Consider the following 14,090-nt stretch of genomic DNA (forward strand, 5'->3'; position numbering starts at 1 on the left):
CCGCTTTTGCATTTTTTGCTGCTGATTCAATGGCCCACGACGTCAAAACCCAGCTGACCGCCCTGTTGCAACAGGCGCTGGCCAGTGTTGCCCCGACTGCAACCGATACCCCGATCCAGCTTGAGCGCCCGCGCGACCCGACGCACGGCGACTTCGCGACCAACCTCGCGATGCAACTGGCCCGTGCCCTGAAGAAAAATCCGCGCGAGATCGCCCAGCAGCTCCTCAACGAACTGCCGCCGTCCACGCTGGTGACGCACGCCGAGGTGGCGGGTGCCGGCTTCATCAACTTCAAGCTCGATGCCGGGACGAAGACGGGCGTGATCAAGAACGTCCTGGCCGAAAAGACCGATTTCGGACGGTCGACCGCCGGCGGCAAGCAAAAAGTGCAGGTGGAATTCGTTTCCGCCAACCCGACCGGCCCGCTCCACGTCGGCCACGGCCGCGGTGCGGCCTACGGGGCTTCCCTCTCCAGCCTGCTCTCGTTTGCCGGCTGGGACGTGACGCGCGAGTACTACGTCAATGACGCCGGCCGCCAGATGGACATCCTCGGTCTCTCGACCTGGCTGCGTTACCTCGATCAGCACGGCCAGACTGTGCCCTTCCCGCCGAACGCCTATCAGGGCGACTACGTGCGCGAGATGGGCAAGCAGATGAGCGTGGCCCACGGCGACAAGTTCGTGCGCGCCGCTGCCGACGTGCAGGCCGGTACGCCGGGCCTGCCGGAAGCCGGCCGTGCCGACGACGAAGCCAAGCAGCAACGCGAACTGCATCTCGATGCCCTGATCGCCCGCGCCAAGGAGCTGCTCGGCGGCGACTGGCATTACGTGCATCAGCATGCGCTCAACGAGCAGCTGGAAGACTGCCGTGACGATCTGAAGGAATTCGGCGTCGAATTCGAAGTCTGGTATTCCGAAAAGTCGCTCTACGACACCGGCCTCGTGGCCCGTTGCGTCGGCTTGCTGGAAGAAAAAGGTCACATCTACGTGCAGAACGGCGCCAAGTGGTTCAAATCCACCGCCTTCGGCGACGAGAAGGATCGCGTCGTGCAGCGCGAGAATGGTTTGTTCACCTATTTCGCCTCCGACATCGCCTACCACCTGAACAAGTTCGAGCGTGGTTTCGACAAGGTCATCAACATCTGGGGCGCCGATCACCACGGCTACATCCCGCGCGTGACCGGTGCGATCAAGGCGCTCGATCTCGACAGCGACAAGCTGCATGTCGCCCTGGTCCAGTTTGCCGTGCTCTACCGCAACGGCCAGAAGGCCTCGATGTCCACCCGCTCCGGCGAGTTCGTCACCCTGCGCGAACTGCGCAAGGAAGTCGGCAACGATGCGTGCCGTTTCTTCTACGCCCTGCGCAAGTCCGACCAGCACCTCGATTTCGACCTCGATCTGGCCAAGAGCCAGACCAACGAAAACCCGGTCTACTACATTCAGTACGCCCACGCCCGCGTCTGCTCGGTGATCCGTCAGTGGGACGGCAATCTGGACGATCTGGCCGATGCCGACTTCGCGCTGCTCAACAATGAGCGCGAACTGGCCATCGCCAATCAGCTGGCCCAGTTCCGCGAAGTGGTCGAGACCGCCGCGCGCGACCTCGCGCCGCACCAGATCGCCTTCTACCTGAAGGACCTGGCCGGCGAATTCCATGGCTGGTACAACGCCGAGCGCATGCTGGTCGACGATGCCGCGCTGTGTGCGGCCCGCGTTGCCCTGGCTGCCGCCGTGCGTCAGGTGATCCGCAACGGCCTCGCCATCCTCGGCGTGAGCTGCCCCGAATCCATGTAAGGACCTCGCATGAGTCGCGACATGAAACCCCGCAAGGCGCCGCCCAAAAAGAAATCGGGCGGCGGAACGCTGATCGGCATGTTCATCGGGCTGGTGCTCGGTGTCGGTGTCGCGGCCGGCGTCGTCTGGTACATGAACAAATCGCCCCTGCCTTTCAACAAGCAGGTGCAGGCACCGGCCAAATCCGACCCCGTCGCGGCCCAGCCGGTCGGCAACGGCAAACCGGCCGACAAGCCGGCCCAGCAGCCGATGGCCCTGCCGGGCAAGCCGGGTGATCCGGTGCCGGAAAAGCGCTTCCAGTTTTACGACATCCTGCCGGGCAAGGCCGATGCCGTGCCGGACAAGGTGGCCAAGCCGGAGCCGGCGAAGGACACCGCCAAGAAGGATGAACCGAAGAAAGACGAGCCGAAAAAGGATGAGGTGAAGAAGGACGAAGCGAAGAAGGAGGAGGTCAAGGAAAGCAAGACCCCGCTCTTCCTCCAGGCTGGTTCCTTCAGCACGGCGCAGGATGCCGACAACCAGAAGGCCAAGCTCGCCTTCATGGGCATCGAGGCCGTGGTCCAGCAGGTGATGATTCAGGATAAAACCCTCTATCGCGTGCGCGTCGGCCCCTATACGCGCATCGATGAATTGAACAAAGTCCGGGCTGACCTTGCCAAATCCGGCATTGATGCCCAGCTTGCCAAATAAGGAGTCCGCATGATGTTTGCCCGTCGCCAGTTCGTCTCTGCCATTTTTGCCCTCGGCGCCGCGTTGACCGTCGCCCTGCCGGCCCAGGCCCAGTCGGTCGGCAAGGATTACACGCCGATCAGCCCGGCTCAGCCGACCGAAACCCCGGCCAAGATCGAAGTGGTGGAATTTTTCAGCTACGGTTGCCCGCACTGCGCCGAGTTCAATCCGCTGATCAGCAGCTGGGAAGCCAAGTTGCCGGCCGATGTGGTGCTCAAGAAAGTGCCGGTTTCCTTCGGTCGTGCCGCCTGGGCCAATGCGGCCAAGCTCTACTACGCCCTCGAAGTGACGGGCGATCAGCATCGTCTGGAAGCAGACATCTTCAAGGCCATTCACGTTGAGCGCGTGAACCTGTTCGATGAGAAGAACATCCTGGAATGGGTGGCCAAGAAGGGGGTCGATAGCAAGAAGTTCGGCGAAGCCTTTGGCTCCTTTGGTGTCATGAGCAAGGTCAAGCGCGGCGATCAGATGGCGCAGGCGTACAAGATTCAGGGCGTCCCGTCGCTCGCCGTCGAAGGCAAATATCTGGTCGGCGGCCAGGGTTATGCCGAAGCGCTGAGCATCACCGACAAGCTGGTGGCCAAGACGCGTGCCGAGAAGGCCGGCAAGAAGTAAGCCGGCAGCTGTTTCTTGAGTCAGTCTGTCTTTATTACGGGCGCCTCGTCGGGGATCGGCGAGGCGCTTGCCGTTTACTACGCGGCGCAGGGTGCGCGCCTGGGCCTGGTGGGGCGGCGTGCCGATGCCCTGGCGGCCCTGAATGCCCGGCTGGGTGGCGGCCATGCCTGTTATGTGCTGGATGTCACCGATGCCGCAGCACTGGCCGAGGCGGCTGCCGATTTCATGGCGCGCTTTGGCGTGCCGGAAATCGTGGTCGCCAGTGCGGGCGTGTCGGCCGGAACGCTGACCGAGCATGCCGAAGACCTGGCGGTGATCCGTCGCGTCATGGACATCAACCTGTATGGCATGGCGGCCACCTTCGCGCCGTTCATCCCGGCGATGAAGCAGGCGGGTGGCTGGCGTCGTCTGGTCGGGATTGCCTCGGTGGCGGGCATTCGCGGCTTGCCGGGCGCGGAGGCGTATTCGGCCTCGAAAGCTGCGGCCATCGCCTACCTGGAAAGTCTGCGCCTGGAACTGCGTCCGGCCGGCATTCCGGTCGTCACCATTGCACCGGGGTACATCGAGACCCCGATGACGGCGGTCAACCCGTACACAATGCCGTTTTTGCTGCCGGCCGATCAGGCGGCACGCCGTTTTGCCGCCGCCATTGAGCGGGGCACCAGCTATACCGTGATCCCGTGGCAGATGGGGTGGGTGGCGAAGGTGCTGCGCCTGCTGCCGAACTGGCTCTACGACCGCCTGTTTGCCAGCGCCCCCCGAAAACCTCGCGGCCTGTTGAGGTAGCACGCTACGTTGCTGCGGGAGTAAAATCCGCCTATAACCAAAGGCGGAAGCGCTGTGTGTCCAAGGGGAGGCCTGGGCGCGCAGACGACTTCGGCGGAGACAAAATGAAACGCACCCACGGCACAGCCGGGATGGTCCTGCTTGAAGATTTCGAGCGCCTGGACCAGATCCTGGCGAGCACCCCTGTCCCGATTTTCGTGATCGACCTCGATCACCGCGTGACCCATTGGAACCGCGCTTGCGAGGTGGTCATGGGCTACCCGGCAGCGCAGCTGCTCGGCACCCGTGATCAATGGAAGCCCTTTTATCCGAGCGCCCGGCCGGTCATGGCCGACCTGGTGGTGTCCGGCGATCTCGAAGCCGGGATCGAAACCTACTACGCCAATAAATTTCGTCGTTCCGTGTTGCTGCCCGGTTCCTACGAGGCAGAGGATTTCTTCCCGAACATGGGGCCGCAGGGCACCTGGCTGTTCTTCACGGCAGCGCCGCTCTATAACGCGGCCGGCGAGGTCATCGGCGCCATCGAGACCTTGCAGGACGTTTCCGGGCAACGGCGTGCGGACGAGGCCCTGCGCCGCGAGCACCAGATCATGAACACCATGATCGAACACTTTCCGAGCGGCATCACGGTGATGGATGCCAATCTGGAAGTCATCAAGTACAACCGCCAGTTCAAGGCCATGCTGGGCTTTCCCGACACCTTGTTCGACCCGCCCAACTACCTAGAAAAATTCATCCGTTTCAACGCCGAGCGGGGCGAGTACGGTTCGGTCGATGTTGAAAATACGGTGCGAGACAGCCTCGAAAAGGCCCGCCAGCAGCAGGCCCATTGTTTCGAACGCACGCGCCCGGATGGCAGCGTGCTGGAAGTGAAAGGCTCGCCCTTGCCGGATGGCGGGTTCGTCACCTCATATACCGACATCACCGAACGCAAGCGGGCCGAAGCGGAAATTCTCCGCCTGCTCGCCGAGCAGCAGCTCATTTTTGATAACGCCCACGTCGGCATCGTCTGGATCAAGCAGCGAAAGATCGTGCGCTGCAATCAGCGTCTGGTCGAAATGTTCCAGTTCAGTGATCCGGACAGCCTGATCGGCCAATCTACGCGCATCCTCTACCAGTCCGATGCGCAATGGGATGCTGTGGGCAGCGGCATGTATCTGGACCTCGAGCACTTGGGCTCGTCGCAGGCGGAGTACAGCATGCAGCGGGCCGATGGCTCGTCGATCCGGGTCATGCTGACCGGCCGTCCGATCGACCAGGGCAAGGTGCATGAAGGCTCGATCTGGGTCTATACCGATGTGACCATGCGCTATCGTCAGGAGGCTGAACTGCGCCTGGCCGAGAAAGTGTTTGCGCATACCTCGGAAGCCTTGCTGGTGACCGATTCGGCGGGCGTGATCGTCAATGTGAACCAGGCCTTCTCCGACATCACCGGCTATAGCCGCGACGAGGTGGTGGGGCAGACCCCGCGTCTCCTGAAGTCCGGCCGGCACGATGATGCCTTTTACGCCGAAATGTGGCGCACCGTGATTGAGCAGGGGCGCTGGGAAGGCGAAGTCTGGGATCAGCGCAAGGATGGTTCGATCTACCCGAAGTGGCTGTCGATCACGACGGTGCGTGACGCCGATGGCGGCATCGTCAATTACATCGGCTCCTTCTCCGACATCACCGAGCGCAAGGCCGCCCAGGAAAAGATTCAGTATCTGGCCCACCATGATCCGCTGACCAGTCTGCCCAATCGCCTGCTGCTGCGTGACCGCTTCAGTCATGTCATGGACCAGATGCGGCGCAGCGGCCGCAGCGCTGCCCTGATGTTCCTCGACCTCGATCATTTCAAGCGGATCAACGATTCGCTCGGGCATCGTGTCGGCGATCAGCTGCTCATCGCCGTGGTGCGCCGCCTGCGTGCCTGCCTGCGTGAAGCCGATACGCTGAGCCGGCAGGGCGGGGATGAATTCATCCTGCTGCTGGGCGATATCGGCGGGCGGGAAGTCGCCGCGCGCATTGCCGACAAAATCATTGCGGCGCTGGTCGAACCTTTCCATATCGGCGAGCATCACCTGAGCACCTCGGTCTCGATCGGGATTGTCGTCGCGCCGGAGGATGGCAGCGACTTCGATGTCCTGATGCAGAAGGCCGATACCGCGATGTACGCCTCGAAGGAGCGTGCGCGCGGGACATGGTGTTTCTTCCATCCGAGCATGGACGAGCAGGCGCGGCGCCGGCTGGACCTCGCCAACAGCCTGCGCACGGCGCTGCAGCGTGACGAATTTCATCTCGTCTATCAGCCGCAGGTCTATGCCGACAGCGGCCGCGTATTCGGCGCCGAGGCCCTCCTGCGCTGGCAGCCGACGGGCGAAGGCCTGGTGTCGCCGGCCGAGTTCATCCCGGTGGCCGAGGAAATCGGCCTCATTCTCCCGCTCGGCGAATGGGTCATCCAGCAGGCCTGCGATCAGGCCCGCCGCTGGCAGGATGCCGGCCTCAACTGCCGGGTGGCGGTCAACGTCTCCGGGGTGCAGATTTACCGCTCGGATGTGGTTGCCGCCCTGCAGCGGGCGGCCCAGCATGCCGGGATCTCGCCCGCCCTGATCCAACTGGAGCTCACCGAGTCGACGCTGATCGACGACAGCATCCTGATTCAGGACGTGATCGGCGGCCTGAAGGCCATCGGCGCCAGCGTGGCGATCGACGATTTCGGGACGGGCTATTCCAGCCTGGCCTATCTGAAGCGCTTCAAGGTCGACAAACTGAAGATCGACCGCAGCTTTATTGCCGATGCCGCCACCAACGAAGAAGGCGCGGCGATGTCGCGCGCCGTGATCAGCATTGCCCGTTCGCTCAACATGCGGGCCATTGCCGAAGGCGTCGAGACAGCCGATCAGCTGGCTTTCCTGCTCGGGGCGGGGTGTAACGAGATTCAGGGCTACTACTTCAGCAAGCCGCTGTTGCCGGACGCCTTTGCCGACTTCGCACAGCGTCATCGATGAGGGGCGGGGGGCGTCGGCTTCGGCTAAAATAGCGCGATGCTTACCCTCAAGATCAATGGCGAAGATCGCCAGTTCCCTGACGCGTTGACCGTCGCCGGCCTGATTGATCAGCTCGGCTATACGGGCAAGCGCATTGCCGTTGAGAAGAACGGCGAGATCGTCCCGAAAAGCTTGCATGCCAGCACGCCGCTCGTTTCGGGTGACCAGCTTGAAATCGTCGTCGCCGTCGGCGGCGGCTAAGGAGTTCCCATGCATCAACTGACCATCGCCGGCAAGGCGTATCGTTCCCGTTTGCTGGTCGGCACCGGCAAGTACAAGGATTTTGCCGAAACCCGCGCCGCCATCGACGCCTCCGGTGCCGAAATCGTCACCGTCGCCGTGCGCCGCGTGAATATCGGCCAGGACGCCAGCCAGCCGAGCCTGCTCGACGCCGTGCCGCCCTCGCAATTCACCATCCTGCCCAATACCGCCGGCTGCTACACCGCCGACGACGCCGTGCGCACCCTGCGCCTGGCGCGCGAACTGCTCGACGGCCATCCGCTGTGCAAGCTCGAAGTCCTGGGTGACCCGACCAATCTCTTCCCGAACATGCCGGAAACCCTGAAGGCCGCTGAAACGCTGGTCAAGGAAGGCTTCGAGGTCATGGTCTACTGCGCCGACGATCCCATCCAGTGCAAGATGCTCGAAGAGATCGGCTGCGTCGCGGTGATGCCGCTCGCTTCCCTGATCGGTTCCGGCATGGGTATCGTCAATCCGTGGAACCTGCGCCTGATCATCGACAACGCCAAGGTGCCGATCATCGTCGATGCCGGTGTCGGCACGGCCTCCGATGCCACCATCGCGATGGAACTGGGCTGCGACGGCGTGCTGATGAACACCGCCATCGCCCACGCCAAGAACCCGGTGCTGATGGCCTCGGCCATGAAGAAGGGCATCGAAGCCGGGCGTGAAGCCTTCCTCGCCGGCCGCATGGCCCGCAAATACTATTCGGCCGACCCTTCGTCGCCGACCACCGGACTGATCGGCTCATGAGCAAAGACCTGTTGATTGAATCCGGCGCCGCCCACGACGACGGCGTCTATACCGAAGGCCGCGAGGCTCATGACGGCCACGGCCACATCAAGAGCTTCGTGCGCCGCGCCGGCCGCATGTCGGAAGCGCAGCACCGCTACTTCGACGAGATGATGCCGAAGATCGGGATCCCCTATCAGCCGTCACCGGTCGATCTGGCTGCGGTCTACGGCCGTGCGGCCCCGAAAATCCTGGAAATCGGCTGCGGCATGGGCGAAACCACGGCGCGCATCGCCGAAGCCCATCCGGAAAACGATTACTTCGGTCTCGAAGTGCACGTGCCGGGCGTCGGTGCCCTGTGCAAGCTGATCGCCGAGAAAAACCTGAGCAACCTGCGCATCGGCAACCACGATGCCGTGGAAGTGGTGCGCGACATGCTGCCGGAAGGCTCGCTCGACGGCATCCACATCTTTTTCCCGGATCCGTGGCACAAGACGCGTCACAAGAAGCGCCGCCTGATCCAGCAGCCCTTCGTGGCCTTGCTCGCCTCGCGCCTGAAACCGGGTGGCTACATCCACTGCGCGACCGACTGGGAAAACTACGCGCTGCAGATGCTCGATGTGCTCGGCCGTGAGCCCAGCCTGGAAAACAGCGTCGCCAACCCGTCGACCGCCGCGCTTGCTGCTGCGCTCGAAGCGGACAGCGCTGAAGGCCTGGTCGGCTTTGCCCCGCGCCCCGCGTATCGCCCGCTGACCAAATTCGAGAACCGTGGCCTGCGTCTGGGTCATGGCGTCTGGGATCTGGTCTTCAAAAAGCGTTGACCGTCGTCGACGCGCCATAACAACAAGGATTTTCCCCGCACCATGTGGTTCAAGAACCTGCAACTGTATCGCCTGCCCACGCCGTGGACCATTGACCTCGCCAAGCTGGACGAGCAACTCACCCGCGGCGGTTTTGCCCGCTGCGCCAGCCATGAGCCGATGTCCCGTGGCTGGGTGCCGCCCCGCAAGGACAGCGGCCTGATTTATTCGAACAACCGCCAGTGGCTGCTCTCCCTGGCCGTCGAGCAGCGCATCCTGCCCGCCTCCGTGATCAACGACGAGGTCAAGGAGCGCGCCGAGGCCCTCACCGAAAGCCAGGGCTATGCCCCGGGCCGCAAGCAGCTCAAGGACCTCAAGGAACGCGTCACCGAAGAACTGATGCCGCGCGCCTTCACCAAGCGCCGCAGCAGTTTCGTCTGGGTCGATCCGCAGAGCGGCTGGTTCGTGGTCGATGCCGGCAGCCCGGCCAAGGCCGAGGAAGTCATCGAGCACCTGCGTTTCTGTCTCGACGACTTTCCGCTCAAGCCGCTGCACACCCAGCTTTCCCCGACCTCGGCGATGGCCGACTGGCTGGCGGGCGGCGATGCGCCGGCCGGGTTCACCATCGACCGCGATTGCGAACTGAAGGCCATGGGCGAAGAAAAATCCGCCGTGCGCTACGTCCGCCATCCGCTCAATGACGAAGTGCACGCCGAAATCAAGGCCCACCTTGCCGCCGGCAAGCTGCCGACCAAGCTGGCCCTGACCTGGGACGAGCGCATTGCCTTCGTGCTCACCGAAAAGCTGGAAGTGAAGCGCCTCGCCTTCCTCGACATCCTCAAGGAAGATGCCGAAAAGGCCGCCGAGAACGCGGACGAGCAGTTCGATGCCGACTTCGCGCTGATGACCGGCGAACTGACCCGTTTCCTGCCCGCGCTGATCGCGGCGCTGGGGGGGGAGGTGGCCGAGGCGGCGGACGGCGCGAGCGCCCCGGCGCCCATGCAACGGGTCAGCCCGGCTCCGGCGGCCGCATCCAGCGCCCCTGCCAACCTGACCCCGCCCTGGGAGGCATGAAGCCCGCCGTGCTGCCCGAGGTCTGCCCCTGCGGCAGCGGCCTGCGCTATGCCATCTGCTGCGGTCGACGGCATGGCGGGGCCGAATTTGCGCCGACCGCCGAGGCGCTGATGCGCTCGCGCTACAGCGCCTACGTGCTGAAGCTCGACGAATACCTGCTCGCTACCTGGCATGCCTCGACCCGTCCGGCCGAACTCAATCTGGCCGACGATCCGACCAAATGGCTCGGCCTTGAGGTGCGGCAGCACCGCAGCACCGGCCCGGATCAGGCCGAGGTCGAGTTCGTGGCGCGTTACCGGGTCGATGGCCGCGGCCATCGACTGCACGAGTTAAGCCGCTTCGTCCGCGAGGACGGGCGCTGGTACTACGTCGACGGCGATTATTGAGCGTCCAGCCCGAGGCGTCGCGCCAGGGCCAGCCGGTGTGCGGCCAGACGGCAGCGCAAACGGCTCACTTCGGCATCCACGCTGTCGGCGCGACGCTGCTGCAGGACCGCTTGTGGCGGACGCACAGGGGGCAGGCAGGGGGAAAAACGGCCGCTCGCTTCGCGGCTCAGTTCAAGGCTGTCGAGATCGGTGATCAACATGTCAGGCTCCTTCCCCCGGTTGTCCTCGGCGATCGCGATGCCGTGGGGGAGGGCCATGCGACGCTTTAGCAGAATTTGTCTGTCGCCCCGCAAGTAGTCATAAATCGGCGACGGTGTGGCCAGCACCCGGTTGCAGCCAAGTCCTTAATTTAACGGATGATCGCGTGTGCTGGCAAGTTGCGATCGCGCTGTCGCTTGCGCCAAGGTTGCCAGCGCCCGGACATCTTGCGATCATCGCCCGCTGACCTTTTACGCGCATTGCCATGGACCACGCCACTTCGCAGGACCCGCTCTGGAAACCCTATTCCGTGCTCGTCGTCGACGACGAGCCGGGCATGGTCAGCTTTCTCCAGCGGGCCCTCGCCAGCCGCTGCGGCACGGTGGATTGCGCGGGCAGCGTCGAGGCGGCAGAGCCCTTGCTGCGCCGCCATCTCTATGACCTGATCGTGCTCGACATCGCCCTGCCGGGCCGTTCCGGCATCGACTGGCTGCTCCAGTTGCGTGAAGAAGGCTTTGCCGGGGATGTGGTCCTGATGACGGCCTATGCCGATCTCGATACAGCCATCGAAGCCTTGCGCGCCGGGGCGGCCGATTTCCTGCTCAAGCCGTTTTCCCTGGCCCAGGTGCTGAATGCCCTGCAGCGCTGTTTCGAACGCTCCCGTTTGCTGCGCGAGAACTTTGTCCTGCGTCGCGAAGTGAGCGAGCGCACCTTCGATGTCGAAGGCGTGGTCGGCCAATCGGAGGCCATGCTGGCGGCCTGCGAGCGTCTGAAACGCATTGCACCGACGCCCGCCACCGTGCTGCTCACTGGCGAATCCGGGACGGGCAAGGAAGTGGCGGCGCGCGCCCTGCATCGCATGAGCGCGCGGGCGAGCGGTCCCTTCGTGCCGATCAACTGCGCGGCCATCGCCTCGGAACTGATCGAGTCGGAATTGTTCGGCCACGTCAAAGGCGCCTTCACCGGCGCCAAGCAGAACCGCGAAGGCCTGTTCTACTACGCGCGCGGCGGCACGCTCTTCCTCGATGAAATCGGCGAATTGCCCCCGGCCGCGCAGGCCAAGCTCCTGCGTGTGCTGGAGGAACGTCGCGTGCGCCCGGTCGGCTCCGAGCAGGAAATTCCGATCGACGTGCGCGTCATTGCCGCGACCAACCGTGACCTGAAAACCGAGGTGACGGCCCAGCGTTTTCGTCAGGATCTCTACTACCGTCTGCAGGTCGTCGAGGTGACGCTGCCGCCTTTGCGCGAACGGCCGGAAGACCTGCCGCTGCTGGTCGAACATTTCATGGCACAGCTGGTGCCGGCGCTGGGCGTGCCGCGTCTGGCGCTCGACGCGCGGACTCAGGCGCGCATGGCGGCCTACGACTGGCCGGGCAATGTGCGCGAGTTGCGCAACTTCGTCGAGCGCTCGCTCATCCTGGGCTGGTTCGACCTTGGGCCCGAGCCGGAAGTGGCCGCCGAGAGCACGGGCAGTGCCTTGGAGTCGCTGGAAGCGGTGGAAAAACGGCACATTCTGGCCGTGCTGGCGGCCTGCGATGGCAACAAGTCGGAAGCAGCCCGCCGCCTCGGCATCTCGCGCAAAACCATGGACCGCAAGTGCCAGGCCTGGGGCGTGGGCGATGCGCCCTGATGCAACATGAGGGCGCATGATGCCTGATTCCCCGCCGGCTCCGATCACGCCGCCCAGCCGGACTTCGATCCGCATTCGCCTGCTGCTGCTGGCCTTGTTGCCGCTGGGCATTGCCTTGCCGGCCATGGTGGCCGTGCTGGCCAATTGGGGCGGGCAGTATTTCGACAGCCTGCTGGTCACCAAGGTGCGGGCCGATCTGGCGGTGGCGCACGGTTATTACGAGCGGGTGCGCGATGGCGTTGGACGCTCGGTCGAGGCCCTGGCCGGATCGAGCCGTCTGCAGCAGGCGCTGGCCGGGCGCGGCCAGGTCGGGCTCATGCTGCAGGAAGCCCGGCAGGCGCAGAAGCTCGATTTTCTGGAGTTCTGGAGCGTTGACCGTAGCCGTCGCCTGGCCGGCGAGTGGCCGGTGCTTGCCTCCGCCCTGGCCGGTTCGGTGCGCACGGAAACCGAGATTTTTTCGCCGGACAGTCTGCGCCAGCTCGATCCCATGTTGGCCGAACAGGCCGTCACGCCCATTCTGCCCACCCCCGGCGCCTGGCCGGATGAACGGACCGAGGAACGGCGCGGCCTGCTCATTCATGCCGCCGCGCCGGTGCGCGATACGGCCGGGCATATCACCGGCATCCTGACCGGCGGGGTGCTGCTCAACAAGAACCTGGGCTTCATCGATCGCCTGAATGAAATCGTCTATCCGCCGGGCGCCTTGCCCCTGGGCAGCGCGGGCACGGCGACCTTGTTCCTGGGCGATGTGCGGGTGGCCACCAATGTCCGCCTGTTTGCCGGTGAACGGGCCATCGGCACGCGGGTGTCCACGGCGGTGCACAGTGCCGTGCTCGAGCAGGGGCGCACCTGGCTGGACCGCGCCTTTGTCGTGAACGACTGGTATGTCTCGGCCTATGCGCCTTTGCATGACAGCGCGGGGGCGCGTATCGGCATGCTTTATGTGGGCTTTCTCGAAGGCCCCTTTGAAGAGGCCAAGCGCAGTGCGCTCGGGGTGGTGGTGGCCCTCTTCGGGCTGGTCATGCTGGTCGCCGGCGTCTTTGCCGTGCTCTGGGCGCGCCGTGTGTTCAAGCCCATCGAGCGCATGCACGCGACCATGCACGCGATCGAGCGGGGCGAGACTGAGGCGCGGGTCGGGCCGGTCGATAGCCAGGATGAACTGGCGGTGGTGGCCGCGCATTTCGATCAGTTGCTTGACCGCCTGCAAGCCCAGGCCGACTCCCTGAAACGCTGGGGCGAGTCGCTCGATGGCGAGGTGGCCAAGCGCACGGCGGAGCTGGAGCGGGCAGTGGCCGAGTTGAAAGCAGCGCAGTCGCAACTGGTCATGAACGAGAAATTGGCCGCCATCGGGCAGTTGACCGCCGGGGTCGCGCATGAGGTGAATAATCCGGTGGCGGTCATCCAGGGCAACCTCGATGTCCTGCGCGACATCCTCGGGCCAGCCGCCGAGCCGGTGGCGCCGGAGATCAAATTGATCCACGAGCAGGTGCATCGCATCCGCCTGATCGTCGCCAAGCTCCTGCAGTTTGCCCGGCCGCAGGACTATGTCGGCTATCTGGAGCCGGTGACCCCGGCGCAACTCATCCAGGACAGCCTGTTGCTGGTCGGGCATCTGCTCAAGAAGGGCAATGTGGCGATCGAGCAGCACCTCGATTCGGCGCGCCAGATCTTGTGCAACCGCAATGAATTGCAACAGGTCCTGATCAACCTGATGGTCAATGCCATTCAGGCCATGCCGGAAGGCGGGGTGCTGACGCTGGCCGTCGAGGATTGGGACGAGGCGGACATGCCGCTCGGCCTCCGCATCATCGTTGGCGATACCGGTCCGGGTTTGAGCGCGCAGGAGCAAGCCAGCCTGTTCAAGCCTTTCTACACGGCGAAGAAGCCGGGGGGGACGGGGCTTGGGTTGTGGGTCAGTCTCTCGCTGGTTGAGCGCTATGGGGGGCGGATCAGCGTAGAGAGTGTCCCGGGCTGCGGTTCGCGCTTTACGGTCTGGCTGCGGGCCGAACCCCTGGCGCCGGAACTCTCGGCGGGCTGATCGGCACGCGTTCAGCCCCCGGTGATGCAGCGGCGACGGGCCG

The 14,090-nt window shown here is 64.3% G+C and carries 13 protein-coding genes; 12 read left to right on the plus strand and 1 reads right to left on the minus strand.

Features of this window, described 5'->3' with window-relative positions; genetic code table 11:
- Nucleotides 1-29 precede the first annotated feature (29 nt).
- The 10 genes from argS (at nt 30) to AACO21_RS12630 (ending at nt 10,181) form a co-directional block, all read left to right on the plus strand.
- The gene (argS, locus tag AACO21_RS12585) at nt 30-1,793 is read left to right on the plus strand and encodes an arginine--tRNA ligase (RefSeq protein ID WP_346192873.1); all 1,764 of its coding nucleotides are present in this window, start codon (nt 30-32) and stop codon (nt 1,791-1,793) included.
- 21 nt (nt 1,794-1,814) lie between these two features.
- The gene (locus AACO21_RS12590) at nt 1,815-2,483 is read left to right on the plus strand and encodes an SPOR domain-containing protein (RefSeq protein WP_346192874.1); all 669 of its coding nucleotides are present in this window, start codon (nt 1,815-1,817) and stop codon (nt 2,481-2,483) included.
- Nucleotides 2,484-2,492: 9 nt separating this feature from the next.
- Nucleotides 2,493-3,137, plus strand: a complete 645-nt coding sequence (locus AACO21_RS12595) for a thiol:disulfide interchange protein DsbA/DsbL (protein WP_346192875.1) — start codon at nt 2,493-2,495, stop codon at nt 3,135-3,137.
- Between the two features lie 15 nt (nt 3,138-3,152).
- Nucleotides 3,153-3,923 carry an SDR family oxidoreductase gene (locus AACO21_RS12600; RefSeq protein WP_346192876.1) on the plus strand — a complete coding sequence of 257 codons (771 nt, stop codon included), beginning with the start codon at nt 3,153-3,155 and terminating at the stop codon, nt 3,921-3,923.
- Nucleotides 3,924-4,027: 104 nt separating this feature from the next.
- Entirely contained in the window at nt 4,028-6,910 is a 2,883-nt protein-coding gene (locus tag AACO21_RS12605) for an EAL domain-containing protein (RefSeq protein ID WP_346192877.1), read from the plus strand.
- Between the two features lie 36 nt (nt 6,911-6,946).
- Complete coding sequence (gene thiS, locus AACO21_RS12610; RefSeq protein ID WP_346192878.1) at nt 6,947-7,150, plus strand: sulfur carrier protein ThiS; 204 nt, start codon at nt 6,947-6,949, stop codon at nt 7,148-7,150.
- Between the two features lie 9 nt (nt 7,151-7,159).
- A complete protein-coding gene (locus AACO21_RS12615) occupies nt 7,160-7,942 on the plus strand; it encodes a thiazole synthase (protein WP_028993605.1) in 783 nt (260 codons plus the stop codon).
- Nucleotides 7,939-8,742, plus strand: a complete 804-nt coding sequence (trmB, locus tag AACO21_RS12620; RefSeq protein WP_346192879.1) for a tRNA (guanosine(46)-N7)-methyltransferase TrmB — start codon at nt 7,939-7,941, stop codon at nt 8,740-8,742. The genes AACO21_RS12615 and trmB overlap by 4 nt, the downstream gene beginning before the upstream one ends.
- 42 nt (nt 8,743-8,784) lie before the next feature.
- A complete protein-coding gene (locus AACO21_RS12625) occupies nt 8,785-9,795 on the plus strand; it encodes a recombination-associated protein RdgC (RefSeq protein WP_346192880.1) in 1,011 nt (336 codons plus the stop codon).
- The gene (locus AACO21_RS12630; protein ID WP_346192881.1) at nt 9,792-10,181 is read left to right on the plus strand and encodes a YchJ family metal-binding protein; all 390 of its coding nucleotides are present in this window, start codon (nt 9,792-9,794) and stop codon (nt 10,179-10,181) included. The genes AACO21_RS12625 and AACO21_RS12630 overlap by 4 nt, the downstream gene beginning before the upstream one ends.
- Here the strand turns inward: AACO21_RS12630 and AACO21_RS12635 are convergent.
- Nucleotides 10,175-10,381, minus strand: coding sequence for a hypothetical protein (locus AACO21_RS12635; RefSeq protein ID WP_346192882.1), 207 nt, complete (start codon nt 10,379-10,381; stop codon nt 10,175-10,177). The genes AACO21_RS12630 and AACO21_RS12635 overlap by 7 nt on opposite strands.
- 263 nt (nt 10,382-10,644) lie before the next feature.
- Between AACO21_RS12635 and AACO21_RS12640 the strand changes: the two genes are divergently transcribed.
- Together AACO21_RS12640 and AACO21_RS12645 are read left to right on the plus strand one after the other, a co-directional pair.
- On the plus strand, nt 10,645-12,009 hold the full coding sequence (locus tag AACO21_RS12640; RefSeq protein WP_346192883.1) for a sigma-54 dependent transcriptional regulator: 1,365 nt from the start codon (nt 10,645-10,647) through the stop codon (nt 12,007-12,009).
- A 16-nt stretch (nt 12,010-12,025) separates the two neighbouring features.
- The gene (locus AACO21_RS12645; protein WP_346192884.1) at nt 12,026-14,047 is read left to right on the plus strand and encodes a cache domain-containing protein; all 2,022 of its coding nucleotides are present in this window, start codon (nt 12,026-12,028) and stop codon (nt 14,045-14,047) included.
- The last annotated feature ends 43 nt before the right edge of the window (nt 14,048-14,090 follow it).

It is taken from the genome of Dechloromonas sp. ZS-1, assembly GCF_039649255.1.
Classification (GTDB): Bacteria; Pseudomonadota; Gammaproteobacteria; order Burkholderiales; family Rhodocyclaceae; genus Azonexus.

What these genes read in the sequence shown, in the direction of transcription:
- argS (WP_346192873.1), top strand. Translation starts at nt 30, where the DNA reads ATGGCCCACGACGTCAAAACCCAGCTGACCGCCCTGTTGCAACAGGCG.
- AACO21_RS12590 (WP_346192874.1), top strand. Translation starts at nt 1,815, where the DNA reads ATGAAACCCCGCAAGGCGCCGCCCAAAAAGAAATCGGGCGGCGGAACG.
- AACO21_RS12595 (WP_346192875.1), top strand. Translation starts at nt 2,493, where the DNA reads ATGATGTTTGCCCGTCGCCAGTTCGTCTCTGCCATTTTTGCCCTCGGC.
- AACO21_RS12605 (WP_346192877.1), top strand. Translation starts at nt 4,028, where the DNA reads ATGAAACGCACCCACGGCACAGCCGGGATGGTCCTGCTTGAAGATTTC.
- thiS (WP_346192878.1), top strand. Translation starts at nt 6,947, where the DNA reads ATGCTTACCCTCAAGATCAATGGCGAAGATCGCCAGTTCCCTGACGCG.
- AACO21_RS12615 (WP_028993605.1), top strand. Translation starts at nt 7,160, where the DNA reads ATGCATCAACTGACCATCGCCGGCAAGGCGTATCGTTCCCGTTTGCTG.
- trmB (WP_346192879.1), top strand. Translation starts at nt 7,939, where the DNA reads ATGAGCAAAGACCTGTTGATTGAATCCGGCGCCGCCCACGACGACGGC.
- AACO21_RS12625 (WP_346192880.1), top strand. Translation starts at nt 8,785, where the DNA reads ATGTGGTTCAAGAACCTGCAACTGTATCGCCTGCCCACGCCGTGGACC.
- AACO21_RS12630 (WP_346192881.1), top strand. Translation starts at nt 9,792, where the DNA reads ATGAAGCCCGCCGTGCTGCCCGAGGTCTGCCCCTGCGGCAGCGGCCTG.
- AACO21_RS12635 (WP_346192882.1), bottom strand. Translation starts at nt 10,381, where the DNA reads ATGTTGATCACCGATCTCGACAGCCTTGAACTGAGCCGCGAAGCGAGC.
- AACO21_RS12640 (WP_346192883.1), top strand. Translation starts at nt 10,645, where the DNA reads ATGGACCACGCCACTTCGCAGGACCCGCTCTGGAAACCCTATTCCGTG.
- AACO21_RS12645 (WP_346192884.1), top strand. Translation starts at nt 12,026, where the DNA reads ATGATGCCTGATTCCCCGCCGGCTCCGATCACGCCGCCCAGCCGGACT.